Source organism: Thalassobaculum salexigens DSM 19539 (assembly GCF_000423805.1).
In the GTDB taxonomy this organism is placed as follows: Bacteria; Pseudomonadota; Alphaproteobacteria; order Thalassobaculales; family Thalassobaculaceae; genus Thalassobaculum; species Thalassobaculum litoreum.
The window spans coordinates 1,750,054-1,770,346 of the sequence record NZ_KE384093.1; the positions used below are offsets into that span (position 1 = coordinate 1,750,054).

Here is a 20,293-nt window from a genome sequence, read left to right on the forward strand (position 1 = left end):
GGTTCCTCACCGGCCGAGATAGACGTCGATGACACGCTCGTCGGCGCTCACATGGTCGAGCGAGCCTTCCGCCAGCACCGAGCCCTCGTGCAGCACCGTGACCATCACGCCCAGATCCTGCACGAAGCTCATGTCGTGCTCGACCACCACCACGGAATGGTCGCGGGCGATCTCCTTGAGCAGGGTCGCGGTCTGCACCGTCTCGGCGTCGGTCATGCCGGCCACCGGCTCGTCCACCAGCAGCAGCGACGGGTCCTGGGCCAGCAGCATGCCGATCTCCAGCCACTGCTTCTGCCCGTGGCTGAGGTCGGCCGCCATCATCCCGGCGCGGTCGGCCAGGCGGATGGTGTCGAGCACCCGGTCGATCCTGTCGGCCTCCTCCTCCCTGGCGCGGGCGAACAGGGTGTCGAACACCGAGCGCTTGCCGGCCAGCGACAGCACGATGTTGTCGCGCACCGTGTGGCTCTCGAACACGGTGGGGCGCTGGAACTTGCGGCCGATGCCGAGCTGGGCGATGTCGGCCTCGTCCAGTTTGGTGAGGTCGTGCTGGCCGGCGAACAGGGCGCTGCCGACATCGGGGCGGGTCTTGCCGGTGATCACGTCCATCATGGTGGTCTTGCCGGCCCCGTTCGGGCCGATGATCGCCCGCATCTCCCCCGGTTCGACTACGAAGGACAGGTCGTTCAGCGCCTTGAACCCGTCAAAGGACACGCTGATCCCGTCGAGATAGAGGACGGTGCGGGTCAGTTCCTTGTGCAGTGTGTTCATGCCCGTTCCTCCGCCGCGGTGGAGGAGGGTGCGCCGGTCTCGGCCGCCGGTTCGGGCGGTGGCTGACGGCGGCGCCACTGGGAGATCAGGCCGAGGATGCCCTTGGGCATGAACAGGGTGACGACCACGAAAAGCCCGCCCAGCGCGAACAGCCAGATCTCCGGCAGCGCGCCGGTGAAGTAGCTCTTGGCCAGGTTCACGCCGATGCCGCCGATCACCGCGCCCACCAGGGTGCCGCGTCCGCCGACGGCGACCCAGATCACCGCCTCGATGGAGTTGGCCGGGGCGAACTCGCCCGGGTTGATGATGCCCACCTGGGGCACGTAGAGGGCGCCGGCCACCCCGGCCATCATGGCCGAGACGGTGAAGACGAACAGCTTGTAGTGCTCCACCCGGTAGCCGATGAAGCGGGTGCGGCTCTCGGCGTCGCGCACGGCGATCAGCACCTTGCCGAGCCGCGACAGCACGATCGCCCGGCAGATCAGGAACATGACCGCGAGAGCGGCAATCGACAGCAGGTAGAGGCCGATGCGGGTGCTGTCGGCCTGCAGGTCGAAGCCGAGCACGTCTTTGAAGTCGGTCAGGCCGTTATTGCCGCCGAAGCCCATCTCGTTGCGGAAGAAGGCGAGCATCAGGGCGAAGGTCATGGCCTGGGTGATGATCGACAGGTAGACGCCGGTCACCCGCGAGCGGAAGGCGAGGAAGCCGAAGACGAAGGCCAGCAGGCCCGGCACCAGCACGACCATCACCATGGCGAACCAGAACATGTCGAAGCCGTACCAGAACCACGGCAGGGACTCCCAGTTCAGGAACACCATGAAGTCCGGCAGGATCGGGTTGCCGTAGACGCCGCGCGGCCCGATCTCGCGCATCAGATGCATGCCCATGGCATAGCCGCCGAGGGCGAAGAACGCGCCGTGGCCGAGCGACAGGATCCCGCAATAGCCCCAGACCAGATCGATCGACAGGGCCAGCATGGCGAAGCAGAGATACTTGCCGAAGACCACCACCGACGCGGTGTTGACATGGAACGGTGAGCCGGGGTCGATGACCTGGTTGGCGACGGGGACGTAGATCGCCGCCGCCAGCAGGCAGGCCAGCAGGATCAGCCCGGAGGTGCCGGTCAGGCGCAGAAAACGGCCGGAGATCATGATTCCACCGCCCGGCCCTTGAGCGCGAACAATCCGCGCGGGCGCTTCTGAATGAACAGAATGATGAAAACCAGCACCAGAATCTTGCCGAGCACGGCACCGGCATAGGGTTCCAGGAACTTGTTCAGCACGCCCAGCGACAGCGCCCCCACCAGGGTGCCCCAGAGATTGCCGACCCCGCCGAACACCACCACCAGGAAGCTGTCGATGATGTAGGACTGGCCGAGGTTGGGGCTGACGTTGTCGATCTGGGACAGGGCCACGCCCGCCACCCCGGCGATGCCGGAGCCGAGGCCGAAGGTGAGGGCGTCGGTCCAGTTGGTGCGGATACCCATGGAGCTGGCCATGCGCCGGTTCTGGGTGACGGCGCGCATCTGCAGCCCGAAGGACGTATGCCGCAGCACCAGCACCAGCACGGCGAAGACCACCAGGGCGAAGACGATGATCCAGACCCGCCCATAGGTGAGGGTGAGTCCGCCCAGCTCGAAGGCACCGCTCATCCAGCTCGGCGCGCCGACCTCCTGGTTGGTCGGGCCGAACAGGCTGCGCACCACCTGCTGCAGGATCAGCGACAGGCCCCAGGTGGCCAGCAGGGTCTCCAGCGGCCGTCCGTAGAGGAAGCGGATGATGCCGCGCTCGATCGCCATGCCGACGGCGCCGGCGATGGCGAAGGCCAGGGGCAGCGCGATCAGCAGGGAGACGTCGAACAGGAACGGCGCGTGGTTGCGGATGATCTCCTGCACCACGTAGGTCACATAGGCGCCGATCATGACCATTTCGCCATGGGCCATGTTGATCACGCCCATGACGCCGAAGGTGATGGCGAGGCCGATGGCCGCCAGCAGCAGCACCGAGCCGAGCGACAGCCCGTACCAGACGTTCTGCGCCGCCGACCACAGGGCGAGGTCGCCCTCCACCCGGCGCACCGCGTCGGCGATGGCGGAGCCGAGTGCCTCGCTGGCGCCGTTGGAGGCGGCGAGCAGGATCGCGCGGGTGTCCTGGCTGCTCTTGGCGGCGATGGTCTTCACCGCGTCGATCTTCACCGCGTCGGAAGCGTCGCTGTTCAGGATGGCGGCGGCGCGGGCGCGTTCCATGACGGCGCGCACGCTGTCGTTCTGTTCGGCCGCGATCGCCTCGGTCAGCGGCTCGACCGCTTCGGGATCGCCGCTCTTCAGCACCGACTGGGCGGCGGCGATGCGGATGGCGGGGTCGGGGCTGCGCAGGGTGAGGGTGCCGATGGCGGCCCGCACGGCCCGGCGCAGGCTGTTGTTTACCCGGACCTTGGCGACCTCGCGTCGCCCCGCCTCGCCGGCGCTCGTGCCGGTCAGCGGGTCGGTCAGCAGGTACCCCTCGCCGCCGCGGGTGGCGATGAAGACGGCGTTGTCGGAGCGGCGGTAGTACAGGTCGCCGTCACCCAGTGCTTCGAGCAGGCGGGCGACCGAGGCGTCGCCGGAGGCGGCCAGGGCTTCGACCACCCGCTCGGTCTCATTGAAGTCGGCTCCGGCGAGGCGGGAGACGAGGTCGGGGACGGAGGGGCCGGATTGGGCTTGTGCTGACCCGCCGATGAGGGCGGTCGCCAGGACAAGCACAAGCGCGATCCGCTGCAGGATCAGGAGGAGAGGACGGGCCATCTCGCGGGGAACTCGCTGGGCTGCTTCGACAAAGGGCGTCCGGAGTGAGCCCCGCCGGTCGTGCGGCGGGGCTCAGCGTTTCAGGTGACCCGGGTCAGCTACCCTTGCCGCCGCACTTGCCGGTGGCGGTGTTGAAGTTGCCGCAGTTCATCGGCTTGCGCCAATCGGAGATCAGCGCCTTGGAGTCCGGCAGGAAGTCGGACCACGCATCGCCGACCACCAGACCGGGGGTCTCGAACACGGTCTCGAACTGGCCGTCGTCCTGGATCTCGCCGATCAGCACCGGCTTGGTGATGTGGTGGTTCGGCATCATCGCCGAGTAGCCGCCGGTCAGGTTCGGCACGGAGACGCCGACGATGCTGTCGATGACCGCATCGGCGTCGGTGGTTCCGGCCTTCTCGACCGCCTTGATCCACATGTTGAAGCCGATGTAGTGCGCCTCCATCGGGTCGTTGGTCACGCGCTTGGTGTCGCCGATGAACTCGTGCCAGGCGGCGATGAACTCGTCGTTCTCCGGGGTCGGCGCGGACATGAAGTAGTTCCACGCGGCCAGGTGACCGACCAGCGGGCCGGTGTCGATACCGGCCAGTTCCTCTTCGCCGACGGAGAAGGCGACGACCGGGATGTCCTCGGCCTTGATGCCCTGGTTCGCCAGTTCCTTGTAGAACGGCACGTTGGCGTCGCCGTTGATCGTCGACACCACCGCGGTCTTCTTGCCGGCAGACCCGAACGCCTTGATCTCGGCGACGATGGTCTGCCAGTCGGAATGACCGAACGGCGTGTAGTTGATCATGATGTCCTCGGGCGCCACACCGCTGTCGAGCAGGTAGGTCTCGAGGATCTTGTTGGTCGTGCGCGGATAGACGTAGTCGGTGCCGGCGAGTACCCAGCGCTCCACGCCTTCGGTCTCGGCCAGGTAATCCACGGCCGGGATCGCCTGCTGGTTCGGCGCCGCACCGGTGTAGAACACGTTGCGCTGGCTCTCCTCGCCCTCGTACTGGACCGGGTAGAACAGCAGGCTGTTCAGTTCCTCGAACACCGGCAGCACGGATTTGCGCGACACCGAGGTCCAGCAGCCGAACACGGCGGCGACCTTGGAGCCGGTGATCAGCTCGCGCGCCTTCTCGGCGAACAGCGGCCAGTCGGACGCCGGGTCCACCACCACCGCCTCGAGCTTCTTGCCCAGCAGGCCGCCCTTGGCGTTCTGCTGCTCGATCAGCATCAGCATGGCGTCCTTCAGCGTGGTCTCGCTGATCGCCATGGTGCCGGACAGCGAGTGCAGAATGCCGACCTTGATCGTTTCCTGAGCCTGAACGGCGGTGGACATCAGCAGCCCGGCTGCCAGACCGATCGCCGATCCCCTCAACATCTTCGTCATTTTCATGGATGAAGCCCCTCTTTGGGCGGGCAGAGGCCCGCGACAACGGGGAACAGGCGCAAGAGATGTGCCACTGTCGCGCGTAATTCGATCCTCGTAAAAAGTGAGGTATTTCATATAGTTTGGTTTAATATCCCTAGATTAAATCTCCCTATCCGTGCTTCATATTTTTGCAATGCACAATTACCTGCCCAAAATTGGGGCAATCCCGCCGGAGGTCCTAGCCGCCGCGCTGCTGGTCCCATGATTCACGCCTCGACGGTTCTGATTCAGACCTCAACGATTATGATTCCCGCCTCAACCGTTCTCCGTCTTCCCGGCCTTGCGCCGGGACCGAGGGTGCGGCGTGCAGGAGCCGCGCGGTTCCATCTCCCGGCGCTCCGGCACGCAGATCCCTGGATCCCGGCGCAAGGCCGGGAAGGGGCTGGGCGGAAGAGCGGTTGGGAGACGTGGCTGTGAGACGTGGCCGGAAAAAGCGGCCAAATCCCTTTTCCCGTCTTCCCGGCCTTGCGCCGGGACCGAGGGTGCGGCGTGCCGGAGCCGTGCGGTTCCATCTCCCGACGCTCCGGCACGTTGATCCCTGGATCCCGGCGCAAGGCCGGAAAGACGGAGAACTAAAAAGCCCGTCTCGGCCCGGAGTCCCGCATCGGCCGGGAAACCCGTCTCGGCCGCAAACCCGCTTTTCCGGGCCGCGAAATCCGGATACACGGGGCTATGACCTTTCCAAGACAGATCCGCGCCGTCGTGTTCGACATGGACGGCCTGCTGGTCGATACCGAGACCGGTTTCCGCGACAGCTTCTTCGCCGTGACAGCCGAGCGCGGCCACGACGTCCCGATGGCGCTGTTCCAGCAGTTGATCGGGGTGCCGAACGCCTCGGCGCTCAGCGCCCTGCGTGCCCATTACGGCCCCGATTTCGATGCCGAGGGGGTGTTCGACGCCTGCTGGGTGCGGTTCCACGAGTCCCTGGATGTGGGCTCCATCCTGAAGGCCGGGGTGACGGACCTGCTCGATCACCTCGATGCGATGCGGATCCCCCGGGCGATCGCCACCTCCTCGCCGCAGGAGGCGGTCACGCGGTATCTCGGGCCGGGCGGCATTGTCGATCGGTTCGACGCGGTGGTGACCAAGGGCGATTACGCCCGTCCGAAGCCCGCGCCCGACCCGTTCCTGACGGCCGCGGCGCGCCTCGGCATCGATCCGGTCGACTGCCTGGCGCTGGAGGACTCCCACAACGGCGTCCGGGCCGCCCACGCCGCGGGCATGATGACGGTGATGGTCCCGGATCTGCTCGACCCGACCGAGGAGATGCACGAGAAGTGCCTGCATGTGGCGGAGACCCTGCACCACGTGCTCGACCTGATGCGTCCAGGCCGGCGGAACCGTCTCTGAAAGACATGTTTCTAAAATTGTCTTAAATATTGATATTTAGAAGGATTCACCATTCTTTTACGGAGCGTCTCTTAGGGTTCGGCAACATCTTTTCGCTGGAGACTTCCCGATGACGCATTTTCTCTCGCGCCTTTCCGTCGCGGCCAAGCTTACTGCGCTCGCCGCGGTGACGGTGCTGGCCGTGCTGGGCCTGTCCGCTATGTCGCTCTACAACGGTTATCAGCAACTCCGTCAGGATCGCCTCGACCTGGTCAAGGCGGTCGTTGACTCCACCCGCTCCTACGCCGACAGCGCCTATGCCAGGGCGGATGCGGGAGAGATCACCGAGGACGAGGCGTTCTCGCTCCTGCGCGGTTTCATCAACGGTGTCCGCTTCAACGGCGAGGACTACCTGTTCGCCTACTCCATGGACGGCGTCGGCCGAATCCATCCGATCAACGCCAGCCTCGAGGGCAAGTCCCTGCTCGGGGTCAAGGACAAGAACGGCACGCATATCGTTCGCGAGATGATCGACGGCATTCGGGCGGACGGCGACGCGGTGGTCGAATACTACTGGCCCAAGCCGGGTGTGGACGGCGATGTTCTTAAGCTGAGCTATGCGGTGGGTTTCCCGCGCGGCGACATGTTCTTCGGCTCCGGTATTTATGCCGACGACATCAACGCCGCTTTCATCGAGCAGGCCATCCAACTCGGATCGATCAGCGCCGCGATCCTGGCGTTGGCGCTGCTTCTGACCGGCTTCACCGTCGTCGATCTGCGCCGCGCGATCGGCGGTCTCGGCGGGGCGATGACAGGGCTGGCCGACGGCGACCTGAAGGTGCAAGTGCCGGGGACCGACCGTCGCGACGAGATCGGCGCCATGGCCCGTACGGTCGAGGTGTTCCGCGAGAATGCGATCCAGAAGGACGCAGCCGAGCGACGCCAGGCCGAGCTGGAGCGGGACTCCGTCACCAAACGGGCGGCGCTGCTGACCGAGCTGGCCGACGGGCTGGACTCCAAGGTCTCGGCCATCGTCCGCGATCTCGGCAAGGGCGTGAACGGCATGACCGACCGGATCGCTACCCTGCGCGGGGTGACCGATACTGCCCGGTCGATGAGCCAGGACGTGGCGGCGGCGACCGAGCAGACCACCTCGAACATGCAGTCGGTGGCGGCGGCCTCGGACGAGATGAGTTCCACGGCGGCCGAGATCAGCCGTCAGGTGACGATGTCGACCGAAGTGGTCGGCGAGGCCGGCGCCTCCGCCTCGGCGGCAGCGGAACAGGTCGCCCGCCTGTCGGACTCCGCGGACAAAATCGGCCAGGTCGTGGGCCTGATCACCGAGATCGCCGAGCAGACCAATCTGCTGGCCCTGAACGCCACGATCGAGGCGGCCCGGGCCGGGGATGCGGGCAAGGGCTTCGCGGTGGTCGCTTCGGAGGTGAAGAGCCTGGCGACACAGACCGCCAAGGCCACTGAGGAGATCTCCGGCCAGATTGCCAACAACCAGAGCCTGATCCGCGAGACCGTCACCGCGATCTCCCGGATCAACGAGATCATCGCCCGGGTGCGCGAAACCGCCACCTCCATCGCCAGCGCGGTGGAGGAGCAGAATGCCGCCCTTGGCGAGATCGCAGGCAACGTCCAGCAGGTCGCCGGCGCGTCGCAGGATGTCGGCGACAAGCTGCGTCAGGTAGCGGACGGCGCCCGCCGCGGCGCCGAGGCGACCGAGGAGGTCTCCTCCCTCGGCGGCGAGCTCGACCAGCTGTCGACCTCGCTCAGCCGGACGGTCGAGTCCGTGGTGGCCGAGATCAGGGGGATGGCAAAGACCGCCTGACCCGATCACGCGTTTCGTCCCGCTTCGCCTGTATGCCCTGCCGCCCGGCCGTTTGGTCGGGCGGCTCGCATTCCGGCGTCCGGCTTCTTGGGCGCTTTTCGCAATGCCACGCCTCGTGTAGGACTTCCGACACAACCGGTCGGCCCTGAATGCCGGTCGCCTTCGTCAGTTCGGGAGAACGCCATGAAGTTCGTGAAGTCGCTGGCCGTGGCCGGCCTCGTTCTCGCCGTGTCGGCCACCGCCGCCTCGGCCGAGACCCGCGTCACCTACAAATCCGCCAAGTCCAGCTCGTCCTACTACCAGATGGGCGTGCAGATCGCCGAGGCGATGAAGGCCGGCTCCGACGGCGCCGTCATCGTCACCGTCGAGGAGAGCCAGGGCTCCGTCCAGAACGTGATGGAGGTGATGGGCCGCAAGGGCAACTACGTCTTCACCACCCCGCCGGCCCTGGTCGGCCTGGCCCAGGGCGGCAAGGCCATGTTCGAGGGCAAGGGCAACCCGCGCTTCGACGAGATCCGCGCGCTGTTCCCGATCCCGTCGCTCACCATGCATTTCGTCATGCGCGCCGATGCCGGCGTGTCGAGCTTCGCCGACCTGGAAGGCAAGACGATCCTGCTCGGCAAGGGCTCGTTCGGCGCCAAGGAAGGCGAGAAGTATCTCGACCTGTTCGGCCTCAAGGACAAGGTCACCCTGGCCGATGTCGAGCTGTCCAATGCCGTGCCGGCGCTGAAGAACGGCCAGATCGACGGCTTCGTGACCGCCGGCTCCTATCCGGCGCCGAACGTGATCGAGGCCGCCGCCGGCACCGGCGTGACCGTGCTGTCGCTGAGCGACGACCAGATCGCCCAGACCAAGCGCGCCCGACTGGTGATCCCGGCGGGCACCTATGCCGGCCAGGACAGCGACATCGTCACCACCTCGCTGCCGGTGGTCGCCTACACCACCACCGACATGGACGACGACACCGCCTACCAGCTCACCAAGACCTTCTGGGAGCAGAAGGCGAAGATGGGCAAGGACGCGGCCTGGTGGAACGGCGTGGACGAGGATCTGATGGCCAACATCGCCGGCAAGATCCATCCCGGCGCCGTCAAGTTCTACAAGGAGAAGGGCTTCGCGCTGACCGACGCACAGATGTGATCCGCCTTTCCTGACCCCGGCCGGCCCGTGTGATCCCGCACGGGCCGGTTTCGTATTCGAGACACTGTATGACCCCTACCGCCCGCCTGATCTGGAGCGTCCTCGGTGCCGCCTCGATCGCCTTTCACCTCTGGCTGATCTTCTCGGGTCTGGTGCCGAACCTGGTCAGCCGGCCGCTGCACATGGCGCTCGCCCTGCCCTGGACGATGCTGTTCGTCGCCCGTAGCCGGGCTGAGTTGATCAGCGGCGTGGTGCTGGGCGCGGCGGGGCTGGCGGCCTGTCTCTGGCTGGTGGTGAATGCCGACGCCCTGTCCGACCAGTACGGGTTCCTGGACGGCGATTTCCAGCTCGTCGTCGCCGTCACGCTGCTGGTGGTGGTGCTGGAGATGGCGCGCCGGGCAATCGGCTGGCCGCTGCCGCTGGTCGCCTCCCTGGCCCTGCTCTACGGCCTGTTCGGGGAGTGGATCCCCGGCGAGTTCGGCCATCCGGGCACGCCGCTGAACAGTTTCCTGGGCACGCTCACCATCGCCGAGGGCGGGCTTTGGGGCAGCCTGACCGCCGTGTCGGTCAACATCGTCGCCATCTTCGTGATCTTCGGCGCCGTGCTGAACGCCGGCGAGGCCGGGCAGGGCTTCATGAACGTGGCCGCCGCCGCCGCCGGCCGCCTGCGCGCCGGGGCGGCCAAGGTCTCGGTGATCTCCTCCGCGCTGTTCGGCTCGATCTCCGGCTCGGCCTCCGCGAACGTCGCCTCCACCGGGGCGATCACCCTGCCGACCATGCTGAAGCTCGGCTATCCGCGCTCGCTGGCCGCCGCGGTGGAGGCCGTGGCCTCGTCCGGCGGGCAGATCATGCCACCGCTGATGGGGGCCGGCGCCTTCGTGATGGTCGAGCTGACCGGCACGCCCTACACCTCGATCATGGCCGCCGCCCTGCTGCCGGCGATCCTGTACTTCCTGGCCGTCTGGGTCGGCATCGACGGCTTCTCCCTGCGCCACGACCTGCGCGGACTGGCGGCGGATGCGCGGCCGGCGACCCGCGACGTGCTGATCACCTCGGCCTTCTTCCTGGCGCCCTTCAGCGTCCTGCTCTGGGGCATGTTCGCTGCCGGCTACACCCCGCAATACGCCGCCTGCCTGGCGATCCTGGCAGGTGCCATGCTGCTGCCGGTCGACGGCCGGCTGAGTTTCGACTGGGGCCGCACCCTGGAGCGGGTCGAGCAGGCCTGCATGGGCGCCGGCAAGCAGATCGCCACCATCGCCTCGATCATCCTGTGCGCCTCCATCATCATCGGCGTGCTGGGTATCACCGGACTCGGCGTGAAGATCACCTCGCTGATCCTGTCCGGTTCCGGCGGCGCGCTGTGGCCGGCGCTGCTGCTGACGGCGCTGGCCTGTCTGGTGCTGGGCATGGAGGTGCCGACGACGGCGGCCTACGTGATCTGCGTCTCGGTAGCCGGACCGGCGCTGATCGAACTCGGCCTGGCGCCGTTGCAGGCGCATCTGTTCGTGTTCTGGTTCGCCCTGCTCAGCACCATCACCCCGCCGGTCTGCGGTGCCGTGTTCATCGCCGCCGGGATGGTCGAGGAGAACTGGCTGAAGGTCGCCGGCCATGCCATGGCACTGGGCATCGGGCTGTACCTGATCCCGCTGGCGATGATCGCCAATCCGGACCTGATCGCCCTGGCGACAGATCCGGTCTGGGCGATCCTGGCGGCGGTTAAGATCGGCCTCGGCCTGACGGCGGTGTCGTTCGCTGTGATCGCCCCGCGCCGTTTGCTGCTGCGGGCCGGGCTGCTCGTCGTCGGCGCGCTGCTGCTGTTCTGGCCGCTATAGGGCGCGCTCCGCATTCGCCATCTGGCTCCCCGAGCCCTGCGCACGCTAGGCTTCCCGTATCCGAACACGCGGAGGAGGCGGCGATGAAGATCCTGATGGCGATGATGCAGCATGAGACTAACACCTTCTCCACGGTGCCGACGCCGCTGGCGCGGTTTTGCCGGGGCAGCAGTACGGGATTGCCGGCGGAGGGCGAGGCGGCGGTGAAGGCCTTCAAGGGCACCGGCTCCGCGCTCGGCGCCTATATCGAGATCTGCGAGGCTGAGGGGCTCGACTACGTGCTGCCGCTGGCCGCGGGCGCCTGGCCGAGCGGGCCGGTGGAGGACGCCGCCTACGAGTACATGACCGACAAGATCTGCGCCGCCGTCACCGCCGAGAAGCCCGACGCGATCCTGCTCCACCTGCATGGCGCCATGGTCACCGAGAGCCTGGAGGACGGGGAGGGGCCGCTGGTCGCCCGGGTGCGCGCGCTGGCGCCGGATACCCCGATCGGCGTGTCGCTGGACATGCACACCAACATGTATCCGGCCATCGTCGAGAATGCCGACGTGGTCGCCGGCTACCAGACCTATCCGCATGTGGACATCTACGAGACCGGCCGGCGCACCGCGCTGCCGATCCTGGCCATGCTGCGCGGGGCGGCCAAGCCGACCATGGCCTGGGGCAACCGGCCGATGCTGCCCCATGTGATGCGCCAGGGGACCCACGACTTCCCGAACAAGCAGATCCAGGAACTGGCCCAGAAGATGGAGGCCGAGGGCGCGCTCTGCGCCAGCTTCTTCACCGGCTTTCCCCATGCCGATATCCGGCTGGCCGGCTCCAGCGCCGTTGTGGTGACCGACAACGATCCGGAAGGGGCCCAGCGCATGGTCGACGAGCTGCTCGACCTCGCCTGGAAGGAGCGCCGGGCCTTCGTCTACGAGATCGAGCCGCTGGAGCAGTCGCTGAAGCGGGCACAGGAGCTGAAGGCCGACGGACCCATCGTGCTGCTGGACCATTACGACAATGCCGCGTCCGGCGGGTCGATGGACACCATGGCGGTGCTGAAGGGTATCCTGGACGCAGGCCTTGAAGATGTCGCCGCCTTCGCGATCTGCGATCCGGCGGCGGTGGAGACCATGATCGCCGCGGGCATCGGCAACGAGGTCACGGTGTCCCTCGGCGGCAAGACCGACATGCCCTCCATCGGCCGCACCGGCGAGCCCCTGGAGGTGAGCGGACGGGTGAAGCTGATCTCCGACGGCCGGTTCCGCAATGTCGGGCCGATGAGCCGGGGGGTCATGAACGCGATGGGCCCGACCGTGGTGCTCGACACCGGCAAGGTGGAGATCGTCGTCACCTCCACCCAGCAGGAGCCGAACGACACCGCCGCCTTCACCTCCCTCGGCATCGACCCGACGGCGAAGACGTACCTGATGCTGAAGAGCCGCATCCACTGGCGCGCCGGCTTCCGCGACCTCGCCGCCGAGACGGTGGAATGCGCCGGGGTCGGGGTCTGTACGTCGGACTATTCGATGCTGAACTTCGAGACCGTACGCCGGCCGATCTTCCCGCTGGACGAGGATCTGCAGCCGGTCTCGGTCACCCGGTGAGCAGGTCGGAGACCGCCCGGGCGTAAGCCGCGCGGATTTCGTCGCGCTTGAGGTGGCGGCCGCCGCTGACCACGTGCCGGCCGGCCGACCAGACGTCGGTGACGACACCGTCGCCGGCGGCGAAGCAGAGGCCGTCGAGGATCTGGTCGTCGGTGAGGGCGCAGAGGGTCGGGTCCGATGTGTCGATCGCCACCAGATCGGCGAGGGCGCCGCTCCGGATTGCCCCGGCGTCGCGGCCGAGGGCCTGCGCGCCCCCTGATGCCGCACCCACATAGAGCGTCTCACCGACCGAGCCTTCGCCCGGCACCAGCACGTTGCGGGCCCGATCGCGCAGGCGCTGGGAGTATTCCAGCATGCGCAGCTCCTCGCCGAGCGCGATCCGCACGTTGCTGTCGGAGCCGATGCCGAACGCGCCGCCCGCCGCCAGATAGGGCGGGCCGTCGAAGATGCCGTCCCCCAGATTGGCCTCGGTGATGGGGCAGAGACCGGCGACAGCCCCGGAGCGAGCGACGCCCGCCGTCTCCTGCGGCGTCATGTGGGTGGCGTGGATCAGGCACCAGCGGCTGTCGACCGGCTGGTTCGCCAGCAGCCAGTCGACCGGCCGGGATCCCAGCCAGCCCTCGATCTGCTCGATCTCGGCGGCCTGCTCGGCGATATGGATATGCACCGGACCGTCCGGATGGGCTGCCAGCGTGGCGGCCAGCCCCTCGGCATCGGTGGCGCGCAGGGAATGCGGCGCGAGGCCGACCACCGTATCGGCGGGCAGGGGAGCCGTCGCCGTCTTCGCCGCTTCCACGAGCCCGGCAAAGCGCTCCGGATCGTTGGCGAAACGGCGCTGGCCGCCGGCCACCGGCTGCTGACCGGCGCCGCCATAGGTGTAGAGCACCGGCAGAAGGGTCAGGCCGATCCCGGTCCGGTCCGCCGCCGCCGCGATCCGGCCGCTCATTTCCGCCAGATCGGCGAAGGGCGTGCCGTCCGGCTGGTGATGCAGGTAGTGGAACTCGCCGACCGAGGCGTAGCCCGCCTCCAGCATCTCCAGATAGACCTGGGCGGCGACCGCCTCGACCTGCTCAGGCGTGATGCGCTCCAGGAAGGCGTACATGAGGGTTCGCCAGGTCCAGAAACTGTCCTGTCCGGCGCGCCGCCGTTCGGTCATGCCGGCCATGGCGCGCTGGAAGGCGTGGCTGTGCAGGTTGCCCAGGGCCGGCAGCAGGGTATCGACCCGCACCGCCTGCGGCGTCGGATCACCGCCGGGCGCGATCTTCGCGATCCGGCCGTCGCTGACCTGCAGCCAGACGTCGGAGGCCCAGCCATCCTCCAGCCGCGCCCGGCGGGCGAAGATCTGCGTCGTCGTCATCGCGGCAGGATCAGTCCCCGGCCTTCACCGCGACATAGCTGCCCGGCGCGTCCTCCAGCGCCTTCAGCTTGCCGTCGCCGGGCACGCGGGCCGGCACCTGGCCGCCGCCATGCTTGTCCAGCCAGGCCTTCCATTCCGGCCACCAGGACCCCTCGTGGGCGGTCGCGCCGGCCAGCCATTTCTCCGGATCCTTCGGCGCCCGGCCGCTCTTGGTCCAGTAGCCGTATTTCGGCTTGTCGGTGGGCGGGTTCACCACCCCGGCGATGTGCCCGGACATGGCCAGCACGAACTTCACCGGACCCTTGTAGAGCTGGGTCGCCGCATAGGTCGATTTCCACGGCGCGATATGGTCCTCGCGGGTCGACAGCATGAAGGTCGGCAGCTTGACCGTGGTCAGGTCGATCGGCACGCCGCAGAGCGTGATGCCGCCCGGCTCGACCAGCTTGTTCTCCTGGTACATGCGGCGCAGGTAGAAGCTGTGCATCGCCGCCGGCATGCGGGTGCTGTCGGAGTTCCAGTACAGTAGGTCGAACGGGAAGGGCTCCTTGCCCATCAGGTAGTTGTTCACCACGAAGGACCAGATCAGGTCGTTGGCCCGCAGCATGTTGAAGGTGGTCGCCATGGCCCGGCCGTCGAGATAGCCGTCCTTGTTCATCCGGTCTTCCAAGGCGCCGAGCTGCGCCTCGTCGATGAACACCGACAGCTCGCCGGCTTCGGTGAAGTCGACCATGGTGGTGAAGAAGGTGATCGACTTGATCCGGTCGTCCTTCTTGGCGGTCATGTAGGCCAGGGTGCTGGCCATCAGGGTGCCGCCGATGCAGTAGCCGATGGCGTTGATCTCGCGCTCGCCGGTCGCCTGCTCGATGGCGTCGAGCGCCGCCAGCGGGCCCTCCATCATGTAGTCCTCGAAACTCTTGGCGGCGAGCTCGGCATCCGGGTTGACCCAGGACACGATGAACACCGTGATCCCCTGGCCGACCGCCCATCTGATGAACGAGTTCTTCTCGCGCAGGTCGAGGATGTAGAACTTGTTGATCCAAGGCGGCACGATCAGCAGCGGTCGGCGGTGCACCGTCTCGGTGGTTGGGGAATACTGGATCAGCTGCATCAGGTCGTTCTGGAACACCACCTTGCCCGGGGTGGTGGCGACGTTCTCGCCGATCTTGAAGGCGTCCTCGTCGACCATCTTGATCGACAGCTTGCCCTTGCCCCGCTCCAGGTCCTCCAGCAGGTTCTCCAGGCCCTTCAGCAGGTTCTCGCCGCCGCTCTCGATGGTCTCGCGCAGCACCTCCGGATTGGTCATCACGAAATTCGAGGGCGCGACCGCGTCGGCGAACTGCTTGGTGTAGAAATCGACCTTGCGCCGGGTCTTGTCGTCCAGCCCCTCCACCTCGTGGACGGTGCGCTGCATCCACTCCGCGGTCAGCAGGTAGCTCTGCTTGATGTAGTCGAAGACGACGTTCTCGTTCCAGGCGGCGTCCTTGAAGCGCCGGTCGCCATGCTCGGTGGCGGCGACCGGCTGGGCGGTGGCGCCCATCATGCGCGACGCGGTGGTCTGCCACAGGGTCATGTAGGCCTGCCACAGATCCATCTGCGCCTTCATGATCTTACCCGGGTCCGCCATCATCTTGGACGTCATGTCCATGAAGGCCTTGCCGATGTTCAGCGGGTCGGAAAGGCCCAGCGCATGGGGGTCCTGATGCTCCAGGAAGTCCATGACAAGGCGCTGGCTGCGCTCGGCGATATGGGTCATCGCCTGGGAGATCTCGACCGGATCTGGGGCCGAGGCCTTCTTCTCGCTGCTGTCGGTCATGACCGGCATCCTCGTTGGTGCGTTCGACCGGAGGCGTGCGGCGGATCCGTTGAAACGCGCCGTCCCGCACGCCCCGCCCTTGTAGCAGAAACCCTCCGCCCAAGGCCAATGGGAAGGGGCTCGGGCCGCCAACATGGGCGCCGATGGAAAGTCGTGGTATTTTAGGTGCTTGGAATGCTGGCTTGCGTGGAATAGGAAACGTACACTCCGGGCGCGGTGTCGCGACGCCGTTGGCCAGCCGATGCGGGAGAGAAGAATGGTCGAAACCACGAAGAAGAACGGGTCTGGGTTCGTGGGGCCGAACGGGGCCATGCGGCGCCGGGTTTCGGCGTCGCCCGTCATCACCCTGGCCGCCGTTCTGGTGCTTGCCGGGTGCTCCTCGGTGCCCGACGCGCTCAACCCTGTCGAGTGGTATGAAGGCACCACCGATACCGTGGGTGGCTGGTTCTCCGACGACGAACAGCAGACGGCCGCGTCCTCCGACGCCGCGTCTTCAGGCGCTTCGACCGCCGACAAGCCGTTTCCGAACCTTGCCAGCGTGCCCGAGCGCCCGACCCCGTCGACGACGGCGGAGGAGCGCGACGCCATCCAGCAGGGTCTGGTCGCCGACCGCGACAGTGCCCGCTATACCGACAGCGCCGATGCCTCCGCGCCGGCCGCGCCGCCGAAGCCGCGGGCCAGCGCTTCGCAGACCGGTGCCCAGCAGACCGGCGCCCAGCAGTCCAGCGCCCAGCAGACCGCGGCTCTGCCGGCATCGCCGCCGCCACGCGCCACGATGAATGCGCCGGAGCCCCGCGCAGCCTCGAACCAGGCGGCGGTGACGAAGAGCTCGCCGCCGCCGCCAGCGCCGACCGTCGCCACCCCGGCGCCGGTTCCTGACTCGGCCCCGGAGCCGACGGCCAGCCGCCCGGCGCCGTCCAGCGGCGAGACTTCGGGTCTCTGGCCGCATCGCCCGGCTCCGGAGCGCGACAGCATCACGCCTGTCACCACCGGCAAGGTCTCCGACGCCCACTCCACGGTGAAGGAAAACCCGAACGCCCCGACCCGCGCGCTCGCCTCCGAGCCGCGCATGGCGGCGACCGCCTCCGGCGCCACGGCCGATGCCGCGCGCAGCCCCGTCCCGTCCCCGTCGGCGACCGGCCGCAGCCTGGATTCCGCCGGCAATCAGTCGACCGCCAGGACCACGCCGCCGCCCAGCGCCACGACGGAGGAGGGCCCGGAGATTACCCGAACCCTGGTCTCCACCCGGACCGTCGAGCGGACCGCCGATGGCGAGATCGCCAACGAGACGGTGACCCGTCCGGGCGGAACTTCCGGGTCGATTGCCGTATCGGGTGCCGCACCGAACGCGCCGGCGCCCACGGTCGCCACGCCGCCGCCGGCCCGGTCTTCGGCGCCGGATCAGCAGGCGTCCGCTCCGGCGCCGTCGGCCCCGCCGATGCCCGCCACCGACAGCGCGGCCGACCAGTCGCCGTCCGTGATCGTCGACGGCCCGGCTCTCGACCAGTATCAGATGGGCTTCACCGGCCCGGCCTATCTGGTGGGTACGGTGAACTTCGCCCACGGCTCCTCGGCGCTGAGCGCCGACGATATGGACATGGTCCGCTCCATCGCCTCGGCCGCCCGGGAGACGGATGCCTTCATCCGGGTGATCGGCCATGCCTCCGCCCGCACCGCGGAGATGGAACTGTCGTCCCACGAGCTGGTGAACTTCCAGGAGTCCATGGCCCGGGCGGAGCGCGTCGGCGAAGCGCTGGTCCAGGCCGGCGTGCCGCGGGAGCGGGTGCTGGTCGAGGCGATGAGCGCAAGCCAGCCGCTGTTCTACGAGAGCATGCCCTCGGGCGAGGCGGGCAACCGTCGGGCCGAGATCCTGTTCCAGTATTGAGTCGGTTAATTCAGCGAAATCACATCGCTGTGGGTGATATCTAATACAGTAGGTGAGAAAATGAGCGAGGCGCTTCGGGTAGCCGTCGCGGGCTTGGGGACGGTCGGCGCCGAGACGGTGCGCCTGCTGGCGAAACGGCGGGAGGTGATCGCCTCCCATGCCGGCCGGCCGGTCGATGTGGTGGCGGTCTCCGCCCGCGACCGCACCAAGGACCGGGGCATCGACCTGTCCGGCATCGACTGGGCCGACGACCCGCTGTCCCTGGCCACCCGCGACGATGTCGATGTGGTCTGCGAGCTGATCGGCGGCTCAGACGGGGTGGCGAAGACCCTGGTCGAGACCGCCATGGCCGCGGGCAAGTCGGTGGTGACCGCGAACAAGGCGCTGCTGGCCCATCACGGCTCCGACCTGGCCCGCAAGGCCGAGGCCGGCGGCGTGACCCTGGCCTACGAGGCGGCGGTCGCCGGCGGCATCCCGATCATCCGCGCCCTGCGCGAGGGCCTGGTGGTCAACGAGGTCAGCCGCGTCTACGGCATCCTCAACGGTACCTGCAACTACATCCTGACCGCCATGCGCGAGAGCGGGCGGGCGTTCGACGACGTGCTCGCCGAGGCGCAGGATCTGGGTTACGCCGAGGCCGATCCGACCTTCGACGTGGACGGTATCGACGCCGCCCACAAGCTGGCCCTGCTGTCGGCGCTGGCCTTCGGTCACGCGGTCGACTTCAAGGCGGTACATACCGAGGGCATCCGGTCGATCTCGGCTCTGGACATCGCCTATGCCGAGGAGTTCGGCTACCGCATCAAGCTGCTGGGCATTGCCGAGCGCACGCCGGAGGGCATCCGCCAGCGGGTCCACCCGTGCATGGTCGCCAAGGCGGCGCCGATCGCCCAGGTCGAGGGCGTGTTCAACGCCGTCATGGCCGAGGGCGACGCCGTCGGCACCACCCTGCATTACGGCCGCGGCGCCGGTGCGGGTCCGACCGCCTCGGCGGTGATCGGCGACGTTGTCGACATCGCCTCGGGCCGCGGCGCTCCGGTCTTCGGGGTGCCGGCCGAACGGCTCTCCACCAGTCGGGAAGCCCCCTGGGAGAGCATGCGCGGCGGCTATTACGTGCGGCTGATGGTGATCGACCGGCCGGGCGTGCTGGCCGACGTTACCGCGATCATGCGCGACCAGAACGTGTCCATGGAATCGATGGTCCAGCGCGGCCGCGATCCGCACGAGAAGGTGCCGGTGGCGCTCACCACCCACGAGGTGGACGAGGCCTCCATGCGCAAGGCCCTGGCCGACATCGCCAAACTTGACGCCGTGCAGGAACCGCCGGCGATGATCCGCATTGTCGATCTGTAGAGCGCCGGTGACGCGCCAATAGGGAGTCGCGAACCCCGCCGGGATCGGTTAAGAACCCGGCGCAACGGGATTGATCGCGCACCGACGGGCGTACCCAGGCGGGCGCACCCAGGAAAGTCCGGGAGAGAAAAGAATGTCCGACAACGCCGAAGTCTTCACCATGGACCGCAACCTCGCCCTGGAGGCCGTGCGGGTCACCGAGGCGGCGGCGCTGGCGGCCTCCCGGCTGATGGGTCGGGGCGACGAGAAGATGGCCGATCAGGCGGCGGTCGACGCCATGCGCACCGCGCTGAACAATCTCGAGATCGACGGCACCGTCGTCATCGGCGAGGGCGAGCGCGACGAGGCGCCGATGCTGTTTATCGGCGAGAAGGTCGGCCGCGGCGGCACCAAGATCGACATCGCGCTCGACCCGTTGGAAGGCACCACCATCACCGCCAAGGGCGGCCAGAACGCCCTGGCCGTGATCGCGCTGGCGTCGGAGGGCGGCTTCCTGAACGCGCCCGACGTCTACATGGACAAGATCGCCGTCGGCGGCGGTCTGCCCCAGGGCATCGTCGATCTGGACAACAGCGTCGCGGAGAATCTGAACAACCTCGCCAAGGAGAAGGGCGTCGAGGTCGCCGACATCGTCGCCTGCATCCTGGACCGGCCGCGCCACGCCGACCTGATCGCCCAGGTGCGCGATGCCGGCGCGCGGATCATGCTGATCTCCGACGGCGACGTGTCCGGCGTGATCGCCACCTCGCAGCCGACCAGCGGCGTCGACATCTACATGGGCTCGGGCGGCGCGCCGGAAGGCGTGCTGGCGGCCGCGGCCCTGCGCTGCATCGGCGGCCAGATCCAGGGCCGGCTGCTGTTCCGCAACGACGACGAGAAGGCCCGAGCCAAGCGCTGGGGCATCACCGATCTCGACAAGAAATACGACATCATGGGCCTGGCCGGCGGCGACGTCATGTTCGCGGCCACCGGCGTGACCAACGGCGCGATGCTGCGCGGCGTGCGGCGCTATGCCGGCGGCGCCACCACCCACTCGATCATCATGCGCTCGAAGACCGGCACGGTGCGCACGGTGGAAGCGACCCACGACTTCACCCGTAAGCCGTCGGGCGACTGACGGTTCGACCGGACCAACCGGAACAGGGGGGAGGACGCGTGCCGCAGGCAGACGCGTTCCTCGGTGTA

14 protein-coding genes are annotated in these 20,293 nt (G+C 67.8%); 8 read left to right on the forward strand and 6 right to left on the reverse strand.

Features of this window, described 5'->3' with window-relative positions:
* Window positions 1–6: 6 nt before the first annotated feature.
* The 4 genes from urtD to urtA form a co-directional block, all read right to left on the reverse strand.
* On the reverse strand, window positions 7–768 hold the full coding sequence (gene urtD, locus G578_RS0112565) for an urea ABC transporter ATP-binding protein UrtD (RefSeq protein WP_038014094.1): 762 nt from the start codon (window positions 766–768) through the stop codon (window positions 7–9).
* Window positions 765–1,919 (reverse strand): urea ABC transporter permease subunit UrtC, encoded by a 1,155-nt coding sequence (gene urtC / locus G578_RS26130; protein ID WP_038014097.1) that lies wholly within the window; start codon window positions 1,917–1,919, stop codon window positions 765–767. Before urtC ends, urtD begins: the two co-directional genes overlap by 4 nt.
* On the reverse strand, window positions 1,916–3,550 hold the full coding sequence (gene urtB / locus G578_RS0112575; protein ID WP_028794534.1) for an urea ABC transporter permease subunit UrtB: 1,635 nt from the start codon (window positions 3,548–3,550) through the stop codon (window positions 1,916–1,918). Before urtB ends, urtC begins: the two co-directional genes overlap by 4 nt.
* 94 nt (window positions 3,551–3,644) lie before the next feature.
* Window positions 3,645–4,928, reverse strand: coding sequence for an urea ABC transporter substrate-binding protein (urtA, locus tag G578_RS0112580; protein WP_028794535.1), 1,284 nt, complete (start codon window positions 4,926–4,928; stop codon window positions 3,645–3,647).
* A gap of 714 nt (window positions 4,929–5,642) precedes the next feature.
* Between urtA and G578_RS0112585 the strand changes: the two genes are divergently transcribed.
* The 5 genes from G578_RS0112585 to G578_RS0112605 all read left to right on the forward strand — a co-directional run bounded on the left by G578_RS0112585 (window position 5,643) and on the right by G578_RS0112605 (window position 12,700).
* Window positions 5,643–6,320 (forward strand): HAD family hydrolase, encoded by a 678-nt coding sequence (locus G578_RS0112585; RefSeq protein ID WP_028794536.1) that lies wholly within the window; start codon window positions 5,643–5,645, stop codon window positions 6,318–6,320.
* Between the two features lie 109 nt (window positions 6,321–6,429).
* A complete protein-coding gene (locus G578_RS26135; protein WP_051244725.1) occupies window positions 6,430–8,136 on the forward strand; it encodes a methyl-accepting chemotaxis protein in 1,707 nt (568 codons plus the stop codon).
* Window positions 8,137–8,319: 183 nt separating this feature from the next.
* Window positions 8,320–9,276, forward strand: a complete 957-nt coding sequence (locus tag G578_RS0112595; protein ID WP_028794537.1) for a TAXI family TRAP transporter solute-binding subunit — start codon at window positions 8,320–8,322, stop codon at window positions 9,274–9,276.
* A gap of 68 nt (window positions 9,277–9,344) precedes the next feature.
* Complete coding sequence (locus G578_RS0112600; RefSeq protein WP_028794538.1) at window positions 9,345–11,108, forward strand: TRAP transporter permease; 1,764 nt, start codon at window positions 9,345–9,347, stop codon at window positions 11,106–11,108.
* Between the two features lie 83 nt (window positions 11,109–11,191).
* A complete protein-coding gene (locus G578_RS0112605; RefSeq protein ID WP_028794539.1) occupies window positions 11,192–12,700 on the forward strand; it encodes a M81 family metallopeptidase in 1,509 nt (502 codons plus the stop codon).
* On the opposite strand, the gene G578_RS0112610 is transcribed toward G578_RS0112605, so the two are convergent.
* On the reverse strand, window positions 12,690–14,057 hold the full coding sequence (locus tag G578_RS0112610; protein ID WP_038014100.1) for a formimidoylglutamate deiminase: 1,368 nt from the start codon (window positions 14,055–14,057) through the stop codon (window positions 12,690–12,692). The two genes, G578_RS0112605 and G578_RS0112610, sit on opposite strands and share 11 nt — an antisense overlap.
* A 10-nt stretch (window positions 14,058–14,067) precedes the next feature.
* Entirely contained in the window at window positions 14,068–15,870 is a 1,803-nt protein-coding gene (locus tag G578_RS0112615; protein WP_028794541.1) for a PHA/PHB synthase family protein, read from the reverse strand.
* Between the two features lie 256 nt (window positions 15,871–16,126).
* On the opposite strand from G578_RS0112615, the gene G578_RS0112620 reads away from it, so the two are divergent.
* The 3 genes from G578_RS0112620 to glpX all read left to right on the forward strand — a co-directional run bounded on the left by G578_RS0112620 (window position 16,127) and on the right by glpX (window position 20,225).
* Window positions 16,127–17,755 carry an OmpA family protein gene (locus G578_RS0112620; protein ID WP_028794542.1) on the forward strand — a complete coding sequence of 543 codons (1,629 nt, stop codon included), beginning with the start codon at window positions 16,127–16,129 and terminating at the stop codon, window positions 17,753–17,755.
* A 60-nt stretch (window positions 17,756–17,815) separates the two neighbouring features.
* Window positions 17,816–19,108 carry a homoserine dehydrogenase gene (locus G578_RS0112625; RefSeq protein WP_028794543.1) on the forward strand — a complete coding sequence of 431 codons (1,293 nt, stop codon included), beginning with the start codon at window positions 17,816–17,818 and terminating at the stop codon, window positions 19,106–19,108.
* Window positions 19,109–19,268: 160 nt separating this feature from the next.
* Window positions 19,269–20,225 (forward strand): class II fructose-bisphosphatase, encoded by a 957-nt coding sequence (gene glpX, locus G578_RS0112630; RefSeq protein WP_038014947.1) that lies wholly within the window; start codon window positions 19,269–19,271, stop codon window positions 20,223–20,225.
* Window positions 20,226–20,293 lie beyond the last annotated feature (68 nt).

Coding starts and splice junctions, on each gene's coding strand:
- urtD (WP_038014094.1), bottom strand. CDS start 768: ATGAACACACTGCACAAGGAACTGACCCGCACCGTCCTCTATCTCGAC.
- urtC (WP_038014097.1), bottom strand. CDS start 1,919: ATGATCTCCGGCCGTTTTCTGCGCCTGACCGGCACCTCCGGGCTGATC.
- urtB (WP_028794534.1), bottom strand. CDS start 3,550: ATGGCCCGTCCTCTCCTCCTGATCCTGCAGCGGATCGCGCTTGTGCTT.
- urtA (WP_028794535.1), bottom strand. CDS start 4,928: ATGACGAAGATGTTGAGGGGATCGGCGATCGGTCTGGCAGCCGGGCTG.
- G578_RS0112585 (WP_028794536.1), top strand. CDS start 5,643: ATGACCTTTCCAAGACAGATCCGCGCCGTCGTGTTCGACATGGACGGC.
- G578_RS26135 (WP_051244725.1), top strand. CDS start 6,430: ATGACGCATTTTCTCTCGCGCCTTTCCGTCGCGGCCAAGCTTACTGCG.
- G578_RS0112595 (WP_028794537.1), top strand. CDS start 8,320: ATGAAGTTCGTGAAGTCGCTGGCCGTGGCCGGCCTCGTTCTCGCCGTG.
- G578_RS0112600 (WP_028794538.1), top strand. CDS start 9,345: ATGACCCCTACCGCCCGCCTGATCTGGAGCGTCCTCGGTGCCGCCTCG.
- G578_RS0112605 (WP_028794539.1), top strand. CDS start 11,192: ATGAAGATCCTGATGGCGATGATGCAGCATGAGACTAACACCTTCTCC.
- G578_RS0112610 (WP_038014100.1), bottom strand. CDS start 14,057: ATGACGACGACGCAGATCTTCGCCCGCCGGGCGCGGCTGGAGGATGGC.
- G578_RS0112615 (WP_028794541.1), bottom strand. CDS start 15,870: ATGACCGACAGCAGCGAGAAGAAGGCCTCGGCCCCAGATCCGGTCGAG.
- G578_RS0112620 (WP_028794542.1), top strand. CDS start 16,127: ATGGTCGAAACCACGAAGAAGAACGGGTCTGGGTTCGTGGGGCCGAAC.
- G578_RS0112625 (WP_028794543.1), top strand. CDS start 17,816: ATGAGCGAGGCGCTTCGGGTAGCCGTCGCGGGCTTGGGGACGGTCGGC.
- glpX (WP_038014947.1), top strand. CDS start 19,269: ATGGACCGCAACCTCGCCCTGGAGGCCGTGCGGGTCACCGAGGCGGCG.